The organism is Paenarthrobacter sp. 10L412 (assembly GCF_056395565.1).
This window is the reverse complement of the sequence record NZ_JBFTJT010000004.1, coordinates 94145-111285: the sequence shown is the minus strand read 5'-3', so window position 1 is coordinate 111285 and position 17141 is coordinate 94145. Positions and strand designations below refer to the sequence as shown.

Sequence of the window (17141 nt, the reverse complement as noted above, 5' to 3'; positions counted from 1 at the left end):
TCGTTCACTCATTTAGATGCATATGCATGTATGCTGGGAATGATCGAGCAACAGGAGAATGCCATGGAAACCCGCCGCATCACAGTCCTTTCCGCCGGACTCGGCGTACCGTCGTCGAGCCGTCTGCTGGCGGACCAACTGGCCGCTTCCGCCGAGCGGCAGCTGCAGGCGGCGGGCTACGAAGCGAGGATCGACGTTGTCGAACTTCGAGACCTGGCCGTGGACATCGCCAACAACTTCGTCACCGGTTACGCTGCTCCGCGTCTCGCAGAGGTGATTGCCGGCGTCGAGGATTCCGACGGTATCATCGCCGTCAGCCCTGTTTTCAGCGCGTCCTACAGTGGCCTCTTCAAGTCCTTCATCGACGTCCTGGACCCCAAGTCCCTCGACGGCAAGGCCGTTCTGCTTGGCGCTACCGGCGGCACCGACCGCCACCAGATGGTCCTGGACTACGCCATGCGTCCGCTGTTCAGCTACCTGCGGACCCGGGTTGCGTCCACCGGCGTCTTCGCCGGGCCGCAGGACTGGGGAAACGACGACGGCGGCTCGCCCCTCTCGGCCCGCGTAGACCGGGCTGCCGGTGAACTCGTGCAACTGCTCAGCGGCCGCCAGCCCGGACGCAAGGCGTCAGCGCTGGAGTCGCTGCCATTCGAACAGTTGCTGGCCGGTATCTCAGCTGGCAGGTAGGCCCATGTCGCTGGAGTCGTGGAAGTAGGCGCATTGCCACTCCTGTGTCTTTCGGGCGGCTCGACTCGTTGTAAGGGCCCACGGAGGATAAACGCGAAAACCACGCTTGCCGCCCGTGCCGTTGACCGAAACTATGCCGTGACGGATCATGGCTGACCGCGGAAAGACGAAGTGACCGGACTTCTCCTCTTCCCTTACTGAGATCACCAGGGTGTCGGCGTCGTCGGCGGAAGGGTGGTCCGCGGGGAAGGGTTCCGTACCTCCGTCAGGCGATCGCCGCCACACGGCGACGAAGAGACCAACCTTCTTTGGCGTGAGCTTGGCGGCACGGAATCGAATCAATGCCCTGCCACTGGTGGCGATGGCGGCTCCATACTCTGCATTATCGGCCTCGGGAGTGGGCTGGGAGCACTCCCTCCCAAGCCGTTTGATGAGCCGCTGTGCTTCGCCAAGGTCCGGATGAATCATCCGTTCAGTATGCACGGACCTGCCAACTCTTCGAATTTCAGTTGTCGGTCAGACCGAACTATTCGCGGGGTCCGGTCGTTGGGGCAAGCATGAAGTGTCCTGTGGATTCCATTGACCTGGTGATGAGCGAACGAAGCGGCGTGGAGATTGACTACTGCCCGCAGTGCAGGGGTGTATGGCTGGATCGCGGTGAGCTGGACAAGATTATTGATCGCGTCGCCGCCGAAACCATGCCCGCCCCTGCCAGGCAGGCACCGGCACCCCAGCAGCCTCCGATCGCGCCGCCGCCCATCTACAACCCCTTTGAATCGCGTCCGCAACAGCCCCGCTACGATGACCGCGGCGATCGCCGCGACTATGACCGGCGGGATTACGAGCGCAGGGGTGACCATGACCGCCGCGATGAGTATGGCCGCAAACGCAAGAAGAAGGAAGGCTTCCTGGGGGACCTGTTCGACTTTTAGTCGCGCTCAGTCGTCCAGGAGTTCGATGAATTCACGGGCCTGTTTGATCGTGATGTCCGAGTGGCGTGTCAAGGCCAGAGCTGCGCCCTCCACATCACCGCTTTTTGCCAAAGTCCGGATTCGTCCGTAGATCTCATCGTTGAGCATGTTGCTGCTCACCTCGCGCGTCACGTCGCCCTTGCTGACGATGGCCCGGTACCGGTACGGGAAGCGCTCGGGCTCATCGTCGTCCTCCGACAAGAGATCCTTGGGCGGGGCCTCTGGCGTGAAGGGTTGCGGGTGGGCGGCCAGAGCTCCGACGGCGTCACGCGACGCCCGTAGCCCCTCCCCGGTGGCCTGCAGATACAGTTTGATCGCTGCCATGCCCTGGCCCTGGGCAATGAGCGAGTAGAGTCGCCTATGCTGTTCCTCGTTCAGCTTCGCAGCCGATTCTTTGGCGAGCTGAACCGGATCCTTGGGGGAGTTGGCTGCAGCTACGCCAGCCTTCGTCTCGGCCGAACGCTTGCTAAAGGAACGCATCAGCAGCAATACGCCCGCAATGACCGCGATCAAAATCATGAGCGGGACAAACAAGGAATCCATGGCGTGGTCAGAGCCGATCTACGTAGTTCTTAGCAGTGAGTAAGTCTGAATGGGTGGCTTGGCGGAACACTTTGATGGCTTCTATCTTGCGCCCGCCGCGAACCAGGTTCTGCAACTCAAAGGCGAGCTGCGGATTGAGCTGTCCATTGGGAAGCACCGCAGGCTGATGCCCCGCCTGGGCGCCTGCCGTCCTGGCGGCTTGGGCCTGATGAGCGGCCCGGCTTTGTTCTGTCTGCTGGGTGTGCTGGGCCTCGTTCTGGCTTGGCTTGGTGGAAGCCTCGATCTTGGCCCGGGCAGCAAGCGCAGCCTGAACTTGTGAAGCTTGATGCGCTGCGGAACGGGCCGCAAGTTCATGTTGATAGCGCTCGGCATCGGAAAGGCCAGTGTCGCGCGGTTTGAAGGCCGCTGAAAGCGCCCACAGCAGGCCCAGGAGGACAATTAGCGGAAGGGCAATCATCAGCACGTCACCAAAGTTCATCCCCATGCTTAGAGCTTATGCCAGAACTTGGTTATCCACAGCACATTCCAGTCTCGGCATAGACTTCTGAGAGGACAGTGTCAAATTAAGGCCCGCTTTGTAAGATGCATCACATTTGCGGCATGTTTAGCATGGATTTCAGGCCCTGGTGACCAACTGGGCCAGCTGGGTCTGTGGATGATTTTCCACCAAAACTTTCTTTGCTCCACAGGCTGTGATGAATGTTTCCGCAGGTCAGGCCGTAGTTACTGCCAAAAGAATTTCTCTATCCACAGGGTAACGCACAGACTGTGCACAACGTGGGGGCGGTATTCCACAGGTTATCCACATGTGCGCTTGACAGTGGACTTTGCGCCCGGACTTAGCACCGCTAACGTGGCTCGGGTACCTGTTTCAGTATGGAATTAACCCTCTCAGTGACCTTCAAGCAGCCGCGCGCAAACATGCTTGGGGAGACTTCTGTGGATAAGTTGTGGAAATTGGGGAAAGCCGAAAATTGTCGGACCCCCATGGATATAACAGGAGCACTCGGCTGGTCCGGAGGCTCGGGCAATCCATCCCAGGTCCACCTGCGCTTTACGCACCACTGAGGGACTAACTCTCGCAGCGGTACACAAATGGAGGACGGCTTTGTCAGTTACGCACTTGGACTCAATCGAGGGCTCACGCGCTTCGGATTCGAGCCGGAAACCTCCGCAGGACATCCCCGCTGAGCAGTCAGTTCTGGGCGGCATGATGTTGTCCAAGGATGCCATCGCCGATGTCGTGGAAATCGTTCGCGGTCACGACTTCTACCGTCCGGCGCACGAGACGATTTACGAGTCCATCATTGACCTCTATGGCCGTGGCGAACCTGCTGACGCCGTAACGGTCTCCGATGAACTGACCAAGCGCGGTGAGATCAACAGGATCGGCGGACCGGCCTACCTGCACGAGCTCATCCAAACTGTGCCAACGGCAGCCAACGCCGGTTACTACGCCGAGATTGTGGCCGAGCGAGCAGTGTTGCGCCGCCTCGTGAACGCAGGCACCAAGATTGTCCAGATGGGCTACGGCCAGGACGGCGAGGTGGAAGACCTCGTCAACCAGGCGCAGGCCGAGGTCTACGCGGTTGCTGAAAAGCGCACAGCCGAAGACTACGTGGCGTTGAAGGACGTCATGGAGTCCACCGTGGATGAGATCGAAGCTTCCGGGCATCGCGGCGAAGGCATGGTGGGCGTCCCCACCGGTTTCTACGAACTCGACGAACTGACCCACGGACTCCACCCCGGCCAGATGATTGTTATCGCTGCCCGTCCTGCTGTCGGTAAGTCCACTTTTGCGCTGGACTTCGCACGCTCCGCCGCCATCAAGAACAATCTGGCCACAGTCATGTTCTCCCTCGAAATGGGCCGGAACGAGATCGCGATGCGCCTGCTTTCCGCTGAAGCCACCATCGGTCTGCAGGACCTCCGAAAGGGCACCATCAAGGACGAGCAGTGGTCCAAGATTGCCACCACCATGGGCCGCATGAACGACGCCCCGCTCTTCATCGATGACAGCCCGAACATGTCACTCATGGAAATCAGGGCAAAGTGCCGCCGGCTGAAGCAGCAACATGACCTCAAGCTCGTGATCCTGGACTACCTCCAGCTGATGAGCTCCGGTAAAAAGGTTGAGTCCCGCCAGCAGGAAGTCTCCGAGTTCTCGCGTGCCCTCAAGCTGCTTGCCAAGGAACTTCAGGTTCCCGTTATTGCGCTGTCGCAGCTGAACCGTGGTTCCGAGCAGCGCCAGGACAAGCGCCCCATGGTGTCTGACCTCCGTGAATCGGGTTCAATCGAGCAGGACGCCGACATGGTCATCCTGCTCCACCGTGAAGACGTCTACGACAAAGAATCGCCCCGAGCCGGCGAGGCCGATATCCTCATCGCCAAGCACCGTAACGGTCCCACCAAAGACATTGTTGTCGCGTTCCAGGGCCACTACTCGCGCTTCGCGAACATGGCCGGCGATGCCGGTGGTGGGGGCGGGTTCTAGCTCTTCAGGCTCAGGGCCCGGCCTCCGGGAACGGGGGAGGACCGACGATTTCGATGCCGCCATTTACCCTTCCGGATTCTCGAATCCGGTCAAAGTCCACCGCCTGAGCCTCGGCTTCCGTGCCGAGAGGTTCGCTGGCGCCGTCGTAAAAGGCCTGCGAGCTGCCGGGCGTGTGGAGGCATAAAACGCGGGTTCCGTCTTGAAGAACTTTGAACGCGTGTGGCACCCCGCGGGGCGCAATGGTGACTCCGCCGGCTGCGACACGATGCTCCTCACCGTCCATGTTCATCAGGATCTCCCCGGCCAAAATGTACATGGTCTCGTCAGAGTCCGGATGCGTATGCATCGGCGTTACCTTATTGAGGGACATCTCGTCTTCAAACAGGAGGAACGCCCCTGCCGTTTCGTCTGCCGTCGCTTTCCAAGTGTGGACGCCGCCACCGAAGAACCAGCGCTGGGCCCCTTCTCCAGGCTGTCGGATGATTGCGGATGCTGCCTTCTTCGTCTCCATGATGCTCGCCTCAATGCGTTGTAGGAAGACTTCATGAGACATCCGTCTCATGACAAGACTCGTGTACCATTAGGTGTATGTCAAGAGCCTACGTTGACGTTGGCCGGACCGGTCAAAAGCGCCGCACGCTGGAGGCGCTCCTCGGGGCAGCCCGTACCCTGATCGCGTCCGGCGTTTCTCCCACTGTGGATGAGGCTGCTCAAGCGGCAGGGATTCCGCGGAGCACTGCTTACAGGTATTTCTCCGGGCAGCGGGAGCTTCTGGCTGCCGCCCATCCTGAAACCGCACGAACATCACTGCTTCCGGCGTCTCCTCCTGAGGGTGTCGCGGAGCGATTGGACGCAGTGGTGGTGGAGTTCCTTCGGATTATTGTTGAAACCGAAGCCCAGCAACGCACCATGCTGCGGCTTTCGCTTGAGCAGTCAAACGGAGAAGGCAACAGCCTTCCCCTCCGGCAGGGCAGGGCAATCGGCTGGATCGCCGAAGCGCTTGCCCCACTGCAGAGGACAATGACGGACCAGGACATCCATCAATTGGTCCTGGCCATCCGGAGTGCCATCGGCATCGAGTCCCTCGTCTGGCTAATCGACGTCGGCGGGCTTAGTCGTGAGGAAGCCGTCGCCTCAATGAGGTGGACGGCAGGGGCCCTCCTATCCCACGCGCTCTCCAGTGGGCTCCCGGTCCGCGCATGAACTTGGCGCTTCGCTAAGGCGATGCTCCAGCAGGACTTTTGCCGCCGTTCAGGGTCGGGGAAGCACCAGCAGGTACCCAGTGGGGAGCGCGCTGCTCCAGCGTCGCGGCTCCCGGGCCACGAACTGCGTCGCCAACTGTTCAGGGGGCAGCAGGCTGTTGGGGGCAGGTGAAGGCCCCCACTGCCCACTGCCGTAGGGATAGAGCGGATCCTGCACACGAATTCCCGTGACGGAGAAGTCCGGGAACTGGGAGGGATCTCCGAGTGACTCGAATCCGCTCATCACCCAGGCGTGGCGGCCACTCCACATGACCAGGCCGACGGGGCGGCCCGTAGTGGCCATAGCTCGCGCGGCAGATCGCACCGCCTCCCCATAGTTGGGGACGCTGACGACTTCGTAGGGTCCCATTCCGACGGCGGTCAGAACCGCTGCCCAGCCGAAGGGGTTCGCGCCGTTGAAGGAGTCGGAGGACCGCATTCGCGCCATTTCCCACAGCTCGGACTGCTGGGCACGGCCAGCCCATGTGCCACCGCCGGTATCGTCGATGAGGTTGTGTGCGATCTGGATGCTCGCTGCGACGCACCAATCAAAGGTGTACTGCGGTACGAAGTCGCCTTCTTGGTACAGGTTGAGGGAATACGCCTGAGGCACCGCTACGGGCGTTGGAACTGGAGCAGGTGTCTGAATCGGAGTAGGGCCTGTTGTTTGAGTGGGCTCCTGAGCTGGACCGGCGACGCCGCCGGCCACTGGCTGCGCCGTGGAAGATGATGGCGGTTGATTCGGGGCGGCCTCGTCTACGCCTATCGGGGACGAACAGGCCGACAGAAGGGTGGCAACGGCGACGAACCAAGCCAAGAGACGGGCACGGGCACCGGTCATGATCCAGTTTAGCGCGGGGCTGTCTGGCTCCCGAAGGCCGGTTGTTGAACCAATTGCCTCGACCACACCACGCTAAATGCGGCGGAGCGTGGAGTATGGGCGACTTGGGAGGGTCCCTGCCACCCATGGCTGAACTGATGGTTCAAGTGGAATCTGCCCGCGGCCGTCGCGGATCACCAACACCACCGCCCCTATCGCGGCGGCAAGGGAAGCCAGACCCAACAGGATTAAGACAACAGCAAAAGCCAGAGACATCTCCATGCACCTCTAGGCCCATTTTACCGGTGTTCGTGCCTGAGGTGATGGGGTTTCAGCTAGTTGCCAGCCGCCTTCAGCAAATGATCCGGCAGCCGATTCCCCGGCGCCCGGCCTCGGATTTCCAACAACTCGCGGGCGTGGGCATGCAACTTCTTGTCCTCTTCCGATACAGGAACCCACTCTGGAATGGGCACAGCCGTTCCCGTTTCGTCCCGGGCCACCATCACGGTGAGGCAGTACGTGGTCAGATTCATCTCGCGGGTTTTCGGATCACCGGAGCGGACATGGACAGCGATGTGCATTCCCTTTGCACCCGTGTAAACGAGACGAGCTTCTACTTCCACCACGTGGCCGATCAACAACGGCCGATAGAAACGCACGCCGCCTGAGAAGACTGCGACGGTGTCCTTGCCGCAGTATCGCGAGGCGCAAACGTACGCGGCTTCGTCAATCCATTTCATGACGATGCCGCCGTGGACCTTGCCGCCCCAGTTCACATCAGTGGGGGCCGCCATAAACCGCAGGACGACGCGCTCGGCGGTCCCGGCGTCGGTATATTCCTGGGCGTTCATCGCATTGACGATCTGTTCACGCACTTCAATGCGCGCAAGCGCGTGATGCCTTTGCTCGATTTCTTCCGGGGTGGAGGGCTCGAATTGCGGCACGGGAATCGGTTTGCCGTCAGGTCCTACGGCCACGAATATCACCATGCACTGGCTGTGCATCGTCTCCGGTCCGCCCTTGGGGTCACGGGAACTGACCACCGTGTGGATGTGCATGGAGGAGCGACCCGTGTACACGATGGTGGAAGTTACCTCCACCATGTCGCCGCTGTTCACCGGATCGGTGAAGTGAATGTTGCCCACGTAGGCGGTGACGCAATACGACTTAGCCCAGCCCACGGCTGCGGCGTACGCGGCCTTGTCCACCCACTCAAGGACTGTGCCGGCGTCGACCGAGCCGCTGTGTCCAATGTCCATCGGAGCCGCAAGGAAGCGGAGGGTCACGGAGTTGCCGGCTGTCTCACTCATGCTGGAAGTTTACTGTCGGCATGTTTCTGTTACGTGAGTAAGTCTGGACCCGCTGTCCCCGTGGCCGGACGCCCGCTGCCTACCCGCGCTGGATTCCCAGGGTTGCGATGAGATCCTCGTGCAGCTCGAACCATGCCCGATGGAAGGAATCACGGTCGGTCGCGGTGAACCAGGCGCTGTCCCTCCGCGCCTGCGCAAGCGCGTCCATCAGCCGCCGGGAGTAGCCCGCGAACCGTGGCAATGATCCCGTCAGACGTTCTTCCAACGGACTCCACGAAGCCAACGCCTCCTCCAAAATCCCGGAGGCAGCCGTGCCCGTTACCTGCTGCAGTTGGATGGCGCCGCAGGCACTGACGACGGTCAGATTAAGGTCCACAAACTCGTCGTGCACACCCATCACCACTGCGCCGGCGTCTTCACGGTCCAGCTCAGCCGCGAGGAGGCGTTCATTCTCGACACGCCCCGCACTGGACAGGGACCATCCGCTGCTACCAGCAAAGGAAGTGTGGGAAACGAACCCGAGCACGCCGGCGTCGATGAGTTCGGATTCGATCAGGCTGTGATCCCGTCTGAATCGATCCGCCACTGCTTGGGTGTCGGCGAACCCGAGGAGTCGGACGGCGTGAAGTGTAAGCAACAAGTCGCCAGTCATTCGGCTGATCCCGCAACGGCAGCGCAGGCAACTGTCCCCAAAGATCCGTTGATCGTCAGAGAGGTTCCGTCCGCGAGCAACGTCATGGCGTCCCGGACACCTACGACGGCCGGTATCCCGAACTCACGGGCGACGATGGCGGCGTGGGACAACATTCCGCCAGTCTGAGTTACAACTGCCGCAGCCATCCCAAAAAGTGGCGTCCACGCGGGGTCGGTGGTGCGGCACACCAACACATCGCCAAGCTGGAACCGCCCGAAGTCATCGGGCCCATTGATGATTCGCGCGGCCCCACGGGCCGTCCCTGCACTCGCCGCAGTTCCCGTCAGTGTCAGAGCCATCGTCACCGCCCACCAGGGTTCGGTCGATCCGAAAGCCGATCCAGTCGTTGCTGTGCGGCCTGGGCGGAGCGGAGCCCGAGGCTCTCTGCGATCTGCGGCCACGTGAGGCCTTCTGCCCGCGCAAGAAACAGAAGCGCAGTTTCGACGGCGTCCATCTCACCACGAGCGGCGGCAACCAGAGCGAGGGCGGCACGTAGATCCGCAGCCTCGACGGGGGTGGGATTTGTGTGTGGGCCCTGACCGGCACCCCTAGACCGCCACAGCACGTGCTGGATCAGGTCCATGGCCGAAGGCGGTTGACCAGGGGCGAGCCATGGCCGATGACTGAGGTCCGAACCACCCCTGACAATGAGTAACCGGACAGCGCTGGTTTCCCGCTCCGCTTCGTCAGCGTCCTCGGAGCCTCCGAAGTTTTCCATGTGCTGCTCCTTGGTTGGTCGGTTCTAGCGCAAGCATCGGATATCAACACTATGTTGTCAACATAATGTTGAGGGCCGCTCGCCTGAAGGTGACACATTCCCGCCTCGAGTTGATACACAAATGAGAATCAATATCATTTAACGCATGCCTCATCATCTCACCCTTATGTCCCCTGCCCCAGCCACCCCGAAACGCCACTTCCCCGCAAAGCCGCTTGCCGCCGTCGGGCTTTCCTCCCTTCTACTTACCGCCTGCGGAGCCCCTGGAGGCTCAGCCGGCAACGCCGCAGAGCCCACCGCTTCGAGCAGCGAGAAGTCCAGTCCGAAAGAGGCGGGCGCGCCAACTCCGCGTCTGGTTTACACGCACGACGCCGGTATTGAAGTTCTGGACGCCACCACCCTCGAGCCTGTGGGAGGGGCGGAATTGTCCGGTTTCAATCGGCTGAATCCCGCTGGCGACGGACGCCACGTGTTTGTATCCACGGGAGACTCGTTCCGCCTGTTCGACGCAGGTGCCTGGACCGAGCCGCACGGCGACCACAGCCATCACTACGTTGCCGAGCCCAAGCTGACCGAGCTGGCGTTTGAAGCGGACAAGTCCGGTCACGTGGTTCGTCATGGGGGCAAGACGGTCCTGTTCAGTGACGGATCAGGCAAGGTCGAGAGCTTCAAGTCGTCCTCATTGGGTGCTTCGATCGAGGATGGTGCCCTGCCTGACACCGACGTCTACACGACGCCGGAACCGCATCACGGTGTGGCAGTCGAACTGGAAGACGGCAAGTTGCTGGTGACCCTCGGGAACGAGGAAGGCCGTTCGGGAATCGCTGTCCTCTCAGCAGGCAAGGGCCAGGAGCGTCAGGAAATCGTTCGCAATGAGGACTGCCCGGGCGTCCACGGCGAGGCTGTTGCTGCCGGAGAAGCTGTGGTGGTCGGTTGCGAGAACGGCATGCTGATCTACAAGGATGGTGTGATTGCCAAAGTTGCCAGCCCGGACGCCTATGGACGTCTGGGTAATCAAGCGGGTTCCGAGAAGTCGCCAGTGATCCTGGGGGACTACAAAGTGGACAAGGCCGCTGAGCTGGAACGGCCAACCCGCATTTCGCTGGTCAACACTGAGACCGCAAACCTACAGCTTGTGGATATTGGAACCAGTTACTCCTTCCGCTCGCTCGGCCGCGGACCTGCCGGTGAAGCGCTGGTGCTCGGAACTGATGGTTCGTTGCGTGTCATCGACCCGGTTTCAGGCTCTGTGACCACGACTATCCCGGTAGTCGCCGCTTGGGAAGAATCCACCACCTGGCAGGACCCGCGTCCCACGCTGTTTGTCCAGGGCTCGACGGCGTTCGTCACCGAACCTGCGACGAGCAGCATTCACGCGGTGGACTTGAAGGCGGGCAAAGTGAAGAAGTCGGCTGAGCTGGAGCACGTCCCGAATGAGCTGACCGGCGTCGAAGGCTAAACGCTCACCGTGGTCATTTTGCCGATCCACTCTCACGTCCAGCGGCTTAAAACCGGATGTTCTCTCACTTTCCTGACGAAAGGGAGGGAACATCCGGCTCAGGGGGTTGTTATGTGAGAGAGCGTCTGGGGTTAGCAGGGCGCTTACGCGAGGACGCGCAGCTTGGATCCCTGCCGGCCGAAGAGTGCGTTGTCGGCGGAGAGCTTGCCTGCACCAGCGAGGGCGAGGGCCAGCGCTGCGCCGGCGAAGAGCAGGACCAGCTCGTATCCACCGTTGGCGACGAAGACGCCGGCCGGTGCGTGAACCAGGAACAGTGCGCCCAGCATGTCGACGGCCAGGAGGGCTGCGAAGACCCTGGTCAGGAGCCCGACGATCAGGGCGATGCCTCCCACGAGTTCAAGGGTTGCAACCACCGGCGCCACTGCAGAAGCGCCGGGGACGCCCATCTGCGCGAAGGAGGCCTGCGTTCCGGCGATGGTGAATTCGTTGAACTTCTGCCAACCGTGCGCGGCGAAAAGAAAACCTGCAATAACGCGCAGGATGGTCAGGGCTGTGGTGCTCAGACTGGACTTGTTCATATCTTCAACCTTTCCCGAGATAAGTTGAAGAGTCAACTAATTAAGAAGTTCCGTGACTTTTCCCACGTGGCGCTGCTTGTAACCATGGCTGGAGAAGGCGCGTCGTGATCGGCAAGAAGATGTACGTCATCAACGGCGTCAGGATGACGATGTTGAGGAGCACCTGGAACACCAGCGGCCAGCTCTGCGTCAAAGGGTGCAGCAGGAAATTAGCCAACAGGCTGAGCGGGAAGAACGGTAGGAAGATGCTGATAGCTTGCTTCCAGCGAGGCGGCACAACGGTTTCGGGGACGATCACAGAGGCGTCACCGGGCTGTGAAAACCAACCCTCGATTCCTGTGCGCCGTTCAACGCGTGTGGTTTCCATCATTTCCCGGGCGCTATCAATCCACCATCGCCGCTCCTCGGACTGCTCCCATCCGTGCAGCGTTTCAGCATCGGCGAAGCGGTAAAGCATGTGCCATTCGTTCGATCCAGCACCATTCCGGACCCAACCCGATCCCAAATATCCGGGCCACTCGCGGGCGAGTTCCTGGCCGGCGTGTGCCCAGGCGTTTGCTTGCCGGGTGTACCCCGGAAGGATGGTGCGGGCAACGGAAACTGTAACGGGATGCTTGTGTGACACGCCCCCAAATTTACCCGCCCCCAACCGGACTAGGCTTGTTTAGTGCCTCAAACCACAACCATCACCACTCGTTCCAATGCCCGCGAGATCTTGCGCCTGGCAGTACCCGCGTTCGGCGCGCTCATAGCCGAGCCGCTGTTCCTGCTGGCCGACTCCGCAATCGTTGGCCACCTTGGCGTCGATCAGCTCGCCGGTGTTGGTCTGGCATCCACGATCATGCATACCGCTGTGGGACTTATGGTCTTCCTGGCATATTCGACGACGCCGGCAGTCGCCCGCGCGATCGGTGACGGTAAGTTGGCGAAAGCTTTGGCAGCAGGGCGCGACGGCGTGTGGCTGGCTTTGGTGCTGGGCATTTCGCTCGCTGTGGTTGGCTTCGTCGCTGCCGAACCTCTCGTCGGCCTGATGGGCGCCACCGGCGATGTGCGTGGGTTCGCGGTCGATTATCTGCGATGGTCGATGCCCGGACTCGCCGCGATGCTCCTGATCTTCGCAGGCACCGGCGTGCTCCGTGGTCTTCAGGACACCCGGACTCCTCTGGTGGTTGCCACTGCAGGTTTTGCACTGAACATCGGGCTGAACTGGTTCCTCGTGTACGGCGTGCATCTCTCCGTTACTGGTTCGGCGATCGGGACCAGCATTGCCCAATGGGCCATGGCCGCCGTGTATCTGGTGATGGTCGGGCGAAATGCACGGCAACACGACGTGTCCTTCAAGCCCGATTGGCACGGTATCCGGGCCATGACCAAAGTTGGCTCGTGGCTGATGCTCCGCACGCTCAGCCTCCGCCTCGCCATCCTCGCCACGGTCCTCGTGGTCACAGCCCAGGGCGCAGTGAACCTCGCCGCGCACCAGTTGGCGATGACCATTTTCTCCTTCCTCGCCTTCGCTTTGGACGCCCTCGCGATCGCGGCGCAGGCCTTGATCGGCAAGGAATTGGGTGCGCGAAATGCTGGCCGCGTCCGGGAACTCACGCGGACCATGATCCGATGGGGTCTCGGTTTTGGGGTGGTCACAGGCCTCTTGCTGGCCTTGGTCGCTCCTTGGGCCGGCTACCTCTTCACCTCTGATGCCGGTGTCCGGGAGGCTCTGACCCTGGCGCTCTGGGTCCTCGCCGTCGGACAGCCGTTGGCCGGCTACGTGTTTGTCCTCGACGGAGTTCTCATCGGTGCTGGCGACGCGCGCTACCTGGCGATTGCCGGCGTCGTAAATCTTGCGGTCTATGTACCGCTGCTGGCGGCCGTCCACGTCATCAGGCCCGACGGCGCGGCGGGGCTGGTGTGGTTGTGGGTCGTCTTTGCGCTGGGCTACATGCTGGCCCGCGGGGTCACTTTGGGGTTGCGTGCGCGGACCGATAAATGGATGGTGCTGGGTTCGCACTAAACTGGACGCGTGACTCTCCCAGCGAATTCTGCCCAGACACCGTCTGCCTCCGTGGCCGAGCTCTGGAAACCCGTGCTGATCCGCGCTGCGGTTGCCTTGGTGTTTGGCCTGGTTACGATCTTCTGGGGATCGCCTTCCGTGCAGGTCCTCGCGTGGGCTATCGGCCTGTATCTGCTGGGGACAGCGGGCGCTTTGTGGATGTCCCGCGTTCTGCCTACGGCCGTTCCGGTGGTCGTCGCAGGAGGGGGTGTGGCGGCTTTGATCACTCAGTCCGATGCCGGCGTCGCACTTTCCGCCACCGCAGCGCTGCTGGTGCTTGGCGTTTTTGAACTGGTCCACAGCCTGCGGAATCGCGACTCGTTGACCCGTGATTGGATTGTTTCCGGCGTTATCGCTGTGGGTACTGCAGTGGCGTTGCCGTTCTTCATTTCGCTCGGGGCGCACGCACTTTTGGGGGTCGCTGGTGGCGGTGCGATCCTTTCCGGAGTGTTGTGGATGCTCTCCGGACTCACCCTCCGGCATGACGCTCAGTCGGGGACCCAGGCCACTGCGCCGGGTGCTTCCCCCGAGGCCGTAAACTAGTAGCTGGACGTTCTACTCGCTGTAGAACTTTTGCAACCGGCGGGGAGCCGAACAGGCCCGCCATCATTGGAGGAATGATCGTGGCAGACCAGACACCAAGAGAGCCGCGCAAGATGCGGACCTCGGTCAAGGGACCCCTCATGTTCTCCGCGTTCTTCGCAGTACTGGCATTTGTTGCGGTGCTGATCTTTGCCTCGGGCGGCAGCGCACGCGCTCCCCGGTTCGACCTCGCCTTCACCGGCGCCGGTATCGCGTTCATCGTGAGCCTCGTGGTGGCTGCGATGCTTTCCATGAGCCACAAGGAGAACGCCGAGCACCTGGGCAAGGGCTCCGGCGTCAATCTCAGTTCGAAGCGCCCCGGGCACGGCGGCACATCAGCGCCCGGTCCGGCTGCTGACGAGCCGGAAACGCCCGACGCCGGCCACTAACCTTCCAGCGCTTCCTCACTTCGGTGGGGAGGCGCTTTTTTCTGGATCTCCGGGGAAAGCCAGCGTTTACGGCGAGGAACGTCTGCGCTGTGAAGGTTCTTATTCGCCCTCAGCAGCTTTCCTTGCCCGATATGCCGCGACGTGGGCTCGGTTGGCGCAGTTGCCTGTGTCGCAATAGAGCTTGGAGCGGTTCCGGCTGAGGTCAAGGACCACGGCGTCGCAATCGTCGGCGGCGCACACGCGCATGCGATCCATTTCCTGGCTGCGGATCACGTCAATGATTGCCATGGCGGCTTCTGTGCCCATGCGATCTGCCAAGGGCGCTTCCGGGGTTGTGGCGTGCAGATGCCAGTCCCAGTGATCGTGCTTGACGAGCTGGGGGAGAGCCTTGGCGTCAACCAGCAGTTTGTTTACAGTCTTTGCGGCCGTGTCCTCATCGGCGGACCAGAGTGATGCCAGTTCACTCCGGAGGCGCTTGATGCTGCGCAATTCAGCTTCGTCATGAGTCCTCGAACCGGAAAATTCTTCGGCCTGCAGAAACGCGTCGAGATCCTCCACGGAGGTCAGGGAATCCTCGCCGTTGGCTGCCGTGTTGACGAGATTGACGACGCTGCGGAGTGCAATCTCGGTGTCAGGCGCAAAATGCACTTTGACTCCTTACATGTTTCGGGAGTACTGTCATGACCATAAGCCCACTTTACTCCTGACAGGAGGCTGCTGTGTCAGCTACAAAGACGAAGGTTGATGCAAAAGGCTTCCTGGCCTCGGGACTCGGCATCGCTCTGATTTCTTCCGCGGTTTTCGGAACCTCCGGCTCGTTCGCCAAATCCATGCTGGAAACCGGCTGGTCACCCGGGGCGGCTGTTGCCGTACGACTCACCGGTGCCGCGCTGATCCTGGCGATTCCCGGCGTCGTAGTTCTTCGCGGCCGCTGGCACCAACTCAAGGACAACTGGCTGACCATCCTGCTGTTCGGGCTCATCGGCGTGGCCGGCTGCCAGCTGTTCTACTTCAATGCGGTGGCCCGCCTGTCCGTGGGTGTCGCACTGCTGCTCGAATACCTGGCTCCGGTGATGATCGTGCTGTGGCTCTGGATAGCCAGCCGACGCCGTCCCCGGGCCCTCACTGCTGCCGGCGCGCTGCTTTCGCTGGGCGGACTGGTCCTTGTCCTGGACCTGACAGGTGCTGTGAAGGTGGACTTCATCGGCGTCCTCTGGGGCATGGCTGCCGCAGTGTGCCTGGTGATCTACTTCTTCATCACAGCCAAGGAAAATGACACCCTTCCTCCACTGGTGCTCGCCTCGGGTGGGCTTCTGGTTGGCGCGCTGGTCATGTGGCTGGCGGGTGCCTTGGGGTTGATTCCCATGACTTTCAGTACCGCTGATACCACCCTCGGCCCATGGACAATACCGTGGTGGGTCTCGGCTGTGGGGCTTGTTATTCTCGCGACCGTCCTCGCCTACGTTTCCGGGATCATGGCGGCGCGCAGCCTGGGGTCCAAAGTGGCGTCTTTCGTCTCCCTGACAGAGGTGCTGTTCGCCGTAATCTGGGCGTGGCTGCTGTTGGGCGAGCTGCCGGGTCCCATCCAGTTGCTGGGCGGACTTCTGATTGTGGGCGGTGTGGTCCTGGTCCGCGTAGACGAATTGCGAGGTGACCGTAAGGCCGCCCGGACCGCTGAAGAGGCGGCTCGCGCCAGGGTTCTGGACCACGCGAACGACGTCGAACCTGTCCCCTCCGGGCCTGTCGCCAAAGTTCCGCGCGACTAAGGGCGGCGGCTCCCGGGTTTGTTCGCAGCACTCCCCGTACAACGGCAGGGGAGGCGAACAACTGCAAGTTTCGATCTGGGAAAAGCGAAAACCCCGGACGCCCTTTGCGTCCGGGGTTTTCCCAACTGTCTTAGTTGGAAGCCTGCTGCTGCTGCTCAGCGTTCTTCTGAGCGCGGTCGCCGGCTTCGCGAAGGGCGTCGGCAACCTTCTTCAGGTTGGAAGCGTGCTGGCTGTCCCACTCGCCGCGGAACTTTTCAGCGTCCGGGCCCTTCCAGTCGGTGCCGTCAAGGGCACCCTTCAGCTGTGAACGCTGCTGCTCGATGTTCTCGGCACCAGCCTTCAGCTTGTTACCGAGCTGACGAAGCTGATCAACATCTGCACCCCAAATAGCCATGAGATTCTCCTTCATTTGTTCGGACCCGAGCTCTTCGGCATCCCCAGCGGCCTCCGGCTCATCCGGAAGATCCAATAGCTAAAACCTATCGTGGGATTCCAAAAAGCGTCGATGGGCACCCCTCCCCATGCAGCGCTGCCCATAGTTAGCATGGGGTTATGTGCCGGAATATCAGGACTCTTCATAACTTTGAACCACACGCTACGTCGGCAGAAGTGGAGGCCGCCGCGTTGCAATATGTGCGCAAGATCAGCGGGTCCACCAAGCCTTCCAAGGCCAACGAGGAGGCTTTCGCTGAGGCCGTCCACGAGATCGCCCACATCACGCAGCACTTACTGGATTCGTTGGTGAGTCACGCCCCGGCGAAGAACCGTGATGAGGAAGCCGCCAAGGCAAAGGCCCGGGCTGCTGTCCGCTTCGGGACGGCTTAGGGCCGAACCCTGCAACC

Annotated in this window: 23 protein-coding genes; 10 read left to right on the top strand and 13 right to left on the bottom strand. The window is 61.4% G+C overall.

All coding sequences use genetic code 11. The annotated features are described in order from the left end of the window. Positions 1-63: 63 nt before the first annotated feature. Positions 64-687, top strand: a complete 624-nt coding sequence (locus tag AC1DD7_RS05675) for an FMN reductase (RefSeq protein WP_477514316.1) — start codon at positions 64-66, stop codon at positions 685-687. Here AC1DD7_RS05675 and AC1DD7_RS05670 read toward each other — a convergent pair. Continuing rightward, a complete protein-coding gene (locus AC1DD7_RS05670; RefSeq protein ID WP_477514170.1) occupies positions 673-1155 on the bottom strand; it encodes a MepB family protein in 483 nt (160 codons plus the stop codon). The two genes, AC1DD7_RS05675 and AC1DD7_RS05670, sit on opposite strands and share 15 nt — an antisense overlap. 101 nt (positions 1156-1256) lie before the next feature. Here AC1DD7_RS05670 and AC1DD7_RS05665 point away from each other — a divergent pair, with 101 nt between their 5' ends. Then, a complete protein-coding gene (locus AC1DD7_RS05665) occupies positions 1257-1619 on the top strand; it encodes a TFIIB-type zinc ribbon-containing protein (protein WP_477514169.1) in 363 nt (120 codons plus the stop codon). A gap of 6 nt (positions 1620-1625) precedes the next feature. Here the strand turns inward: AC1DD7_RS05665 and AC1DD7_RS05660 are convergent, their stop codons facing one another. Both AC1DD7_RS05660 and AC1DD7_RS05655 read right to left on the bottom strand, forming a co-directional pair. After that, positions 1626-2201, bottom strand: a complete 576-nt coding sequence (locus AC1DD7_RS05660) for a hypothetical protein (protein ID WP_477514168.1) — start codon at positions 2199-2201, stop codon at positions 1626-1628. 7 nt (positions 2202-2208) lie between these two features. Continuing rightward, positions 2209-2679, bottom strand: a complete 471-nt coding sequence (locus AC1DD7_RS05655; protein WP_477514315.1) for a hypothetical protein — start codon at positions 2677-2679, stop codon at positions 2209-2211. A gap of 630 nt (positions 2680-3309) precedes the next feature. Here AC1DD7_RS05655 and dnaB point away from each other — a divergent pair. Beyond that, entirely contained in the window at positions 3310-4695 is a 1386-nt protein-coding gene (dnaB, locus tag AC1DD7_RS05650) for a replicative DNA helicase (RefSeq protein WP_431117294.1), read from the top strand. Between the two features lie 10 nt (positions 4696-4705). Here the strand turns inward: dnaB and AC1DD7_RS05645 are convergent, their stop codons facing one another. Then, complete coding sequence (locus AC1DD7_RS05645) at positions 4706-5206, bottom strand: cupin domain-containing protein (protein ID WP_477514167.1); 501 nt, start codon at positions 5204-5206, stop codon at positions 4706-4708. 77 nt (positions 5207-5283) lie between these two features. On the opposite strand from AC1DD7_RS05645, the gene AC1DD7_RS05640 reads away from it, so the two are divergent. Beyond that, positions 5284-5898, top strand: coding sequence for a TetR/AcrR family transcriptional regulator (locus tag AC1DD7_RS05640; protein WP_477514166.1), 615 nt, complete (start codon positions 5284-5286; stop codon positions 5896-5898). A 48-nt stretch (positions 5899-5946) separates the two neighbouring features. On the opposite strand, the gene AC1DD7_RS05635 is transcribed toward AC1DD7_RS05640, so the two are convergent. From AC1DD7_RS05635 to AC1DD7_RS05615, 5 genes are all read right to left on the bottom strand, one after another. Next, a complete protein-coding gene (locus tag AC1DD7_RS05635) occupies positions 5947-6777 on the bottom strand; it encodes a hypothetical protein (RefSeq protein ID WP_477514165.1) in 831 nt (276 codons plus the stop codon). 314 nt (positions 6778-7091) lie between these two features. Continuing rightward, positions 7092-8066, bottom strand: coding sequence for an acyl-CoA thioesterase (locus AC1DD7_RS05630; RefSeq protein WP_477514164.1), 975 nt, complete (start codon positions 8064-8066; stop codon positions 7092-7094). Between the two features lie 79 nt (positions 8067-8145). Continuing rightward, positions 8146-8718, bottom strand: coding sequence for a hypothetical protein (locus AC1DD7_RS05625; protein WP_477514163.1), 573 nt, complete (start codon positions 8716-8718; stop codon positions 8146-8148). Beyond that, positions 8715-9059: a PEP-utilizing enzyme gene (locus AC1DD7_RS05620; protein WP_477514162.1), complete on the bottom strand. Its 345-nt coding sequence runs from the start codon at positions 9057-9059 to the stop codon at positions 8715-8717. The genes AC1DD7_RS05625 and AC1DD7_RS05620 overlap by 4 nt, the downstream gene beginning before the upstream one ends. A 2-nt stretch (positions 9060-9061) precedes the next feature. Continuing rightward, positions 9062-9478 carry a hypothetical protein gene (locus tag AC1DD7_RS05615; RefSeq protein WP_477514161.1) on the bottom strand — a complete coding sequence of 139 codons (417 nt, stop codon included), beginning with the start codon at positions 9476-9478 and terminating at the stop codon, positions 9062-9064. A gap of 145 nt (positions 9479-9623) precedes the next feature. Here AC1DD7_RS05615 and aztD point away from each other — a divergent pair, with 145 nt between their 5' ends. Continuing rightward, the gene (gene aztD, locus AC1DD7_RS05610) at positions 9624-10937 is read left to right on the top strand and encodes a zinc metallochaperone AztD (protein WP_477514160.1); all 1314 of its coding nucleotides are present in this window, start codon (positions 9624-9626) and stop codon (positions 10935-10937) included. A 143-nt stretch (positions 10938-11080) separates the two neighbouring features. On the opposite strand, the gene AC1DD7_RS05605 is transcribed toward aztD, so the two are convergent. Next, positions 11081-11515 carry a DoxX family protein gene (locus AC1DD7_RS05605; RefSeq protein WP_431117285.1) on the bottom strand — a complete coding sequence of 145 codons (435 nt, stop codon included), beginning with the start codon at positions 11513-11515 and terminating at the stop codon, positions 11081-11083. Between the two features lie 40 nt (positions 11516-11555). Then, entirely contained in the window at positions 11556-12140 is a 585-nt protein-coding gene (locus tag AC1DD7_RS05600) for an antibiotic biosynthesis monooxygenase (RefSeq protein ID WP_477514159.1), read from the bottom strand. Between the two features lie 42 nt (positions 12141-12182). Here AC1DD7_RS05600 and AC1DD7_RS05595 point away from each other — a divergent pair, with 42 nt between their 5' ends. The 3 genes from AC1DD7_RS05595 to AC1DD7_RS05585 all read left to right on the top strand — a co-directional run bounded on the left by AC1DD7_RS05595 (position 12183) and on the right by AC1DD7_RS05585 (position 14533). Next, on the top strand, positions 12183-13523 hold the full coding sequence (locus AC1DD7_RS05595; protein ID WP_431117283.1) for an MATE family efflux transporter: 1341 nt from the start codon (positions 12183-12185) through the stop codon (positions 13521-13523). 9 nt (positions 13524-13532) lie between these two features. Next, positions 13533-14105, top strand: a complete 573-nt coding sequence (locus tag AC1DD7_RS05590; protein ID WP_477514158.1) for a DUF308 domain-containing protein — start codon at positions 13533-13535, stop codon at positions 14103-14105. 74 nt (positions 14106-14179) lie between these two features. Next, complete coding sequence (locus AC1DD7_RS05585; RefSeq protein ID WP_477514157.1) at positions 14180-14533, top strand: hypothetical protein; 354 nt, start codon at positions 14180-14182, stop codon at positions 14531-14533. 99 nt (positions 14534-14632) lie between these two features. On the opposite strand, the gene AC1DD7_RS05580 is transcribed toward AC1DD7_RS05585, so the two are convergent. Then, positions 14633-15181, bottom strand: a complete 549-nt coding sequence (locus tag AC1DD7_RS05580) for a CGNR zinc finger domain-containing protein (protein ID WP_431117280.1) — start codon at positions 15179-15181, stop codon at positions 14633-14635. A 71-nt stretch (positions 15182-15252) separates the two neighbouring features. Between AC1DD7_RS05580 and AC1DD7_RS05575 the strand changes: the two genes are divergently transcribed. Then, the gene (locus AC1DD7_RS05575) at positions 15253-16299 is read left to right on the top strand and encodes an EamA family transporter (RefSeq protein ID WP_477514156.1); all 1047 of its coding nucleotides are present in this window, start codon (positions 15253-15255) and stop codon (positions 16297-16299) included. 130 nt (positions 16300-16429) lie between these two features. On the opposite strand, the gene AC1DD7_RS05570 is transcribed toward AC1DD7_RS05575, so the two are convergent. Further along, positions 16430-16693: a WXG100 family type VII secretion target gene (locus AC1DD7_RS05570; RefSeq protein WP_477514314.1), complete on the bottom strand. Its 264-nt coding sequence runs from the start codon at positions 16691-16693 to the stop codon at positions 16430-16432. Between the two features lie 158 nt (positions 16694-16851). Between AC1DD7_RS05570 and AC1DD7_RS05565 the strand changes: the two genes are divergently transcribed. Further along, positions 16852-17124: a DUF2277 domain-containing protein gene (locus AC1DD7_RS05565; RefSeq protein ID WP_216924537.1), complete on the top strand. Its 273-nt coding sequence runs from the start codon at positions 16852-16854 to the stop codon at positions 17122-17124. Positions 17125-17141 lie beyond the last annotated feature (17 nt).

Bases quoted from the DNA above. Each gene is read 5' to 3' on its own strand.
- AC1DD7_RS05675 (WP_477514316.1), top strand. From the start codon at position 64: ATGGAAACCCGCCGCATCACAGTCCTTTCCGCCGGACTCGGCGTACCG.
- AC1DD7_RS05670 (WP_477514170.1), bottom strand. From the start codon at position 1,155: ATGATTCATCCGGACCTTGGCGAAGCACAGCGGCTCATCAAACGGCTT.
- AC1DD7_RS05660 (WP_477514168.1), bottom strand. From the start codon at position 2,201: ATGGATTCCTTGTTTGTCCCGCTCATGATTTTGATCGCGGTCATTGCG.
- AC1DD7_RS05655 (WP_477514315.1), bottom strand. From the start codon at position 2,679: ATGAACTTTGGTGACGTGCTGATGATTGCCCTTCCGCTAATTGTCCTC.
- AC1DD7_RS05645 (WP_477514167.1), bottom strand. From the start codon at position 5,206: ATGGAGACGAAGAAGGCAGCATCCGCAATCATCCGACAGCCTGGAGAA.
- AC1DD7_RS05640 (WP_477514166.1), top strand. From the start codon at position 5,284: ATGTCAAGAGCCTACGTTGACGTTGGCCGGACCGGTCAAAAGCGCCGC.
- AC1DD7_RS05635 (WP_477514165.1), bottom strand. From the start codon at position 6,777: ATGACCGGTGCCCGTGCCCGTCTCTTGGCTTGGTTCGTCGCCGTTGCC.
- AC1DD7_RS05630 (WP_477514164.1), bottom strand. From the start codon at position 8,066: ATGAGTGAGACAGCCGGCAACTCCGTGACCCTCCGCTTCCTTGCGGCT.
- AC1DD7_RS05625 (WP_477514163.1), bottom strand. From the start codon at position 8,718: ATGACTGGCGACTTGTTGCTTACACTTCACGCCGTCCGACTCCTCGGG.
- AC1DD7_RS05620 (WP_477514162.1), bottom strand. From the start codon at position 9,059: ATGGCTCTGACACTGACGGGAACTGCGGCGAGTGCAGGGACGGCCCGT.
- AC1DD7_RS05615 (WP_477514161.1), bottom strand. From the start codon at position 9,478: ATGGAAAACTTCGGAGGCTCCGAGGACGCTGACGAAGCGGAGCGGGAA.
- aztD (WP_477514160.1), top strand. From the start codon at position 9,624: ATGCCTCATCATCTCACCCTTATGTCCCCTGCCCCAGCCACCCCGAAA.
- AC1DD7_RS05605 (WP_431117285.1), bottom strand. From the start codon at position 11,515: ATGAACAAGTCCAGTCTGAGCACCACAGCCCTGACCATCCTGCGCGTT.
- AC1DD7_RS05585 (WP_477514157.1), top strand. From the start codon at position 14,180: ATGATCGTGGCAGACCAGACACCAAGAGAGCCGCGCAAGATGCGGACC.
- AC1DD7_RS05570 (WP_477514314.1), bottom strand. From the start codon at position 16,693: ATGGCTATTTGGGGTGCAGATGTTGATCAGCTTCGTCAGCTCGGTAAC.
- AC1DD7_RS05565 (WP_216924537.1), top strand. From the start codon at position 16,852: ATGTGCCGGAATATCAGGACTCTTCATAACTTTGAACCACACGCTACG.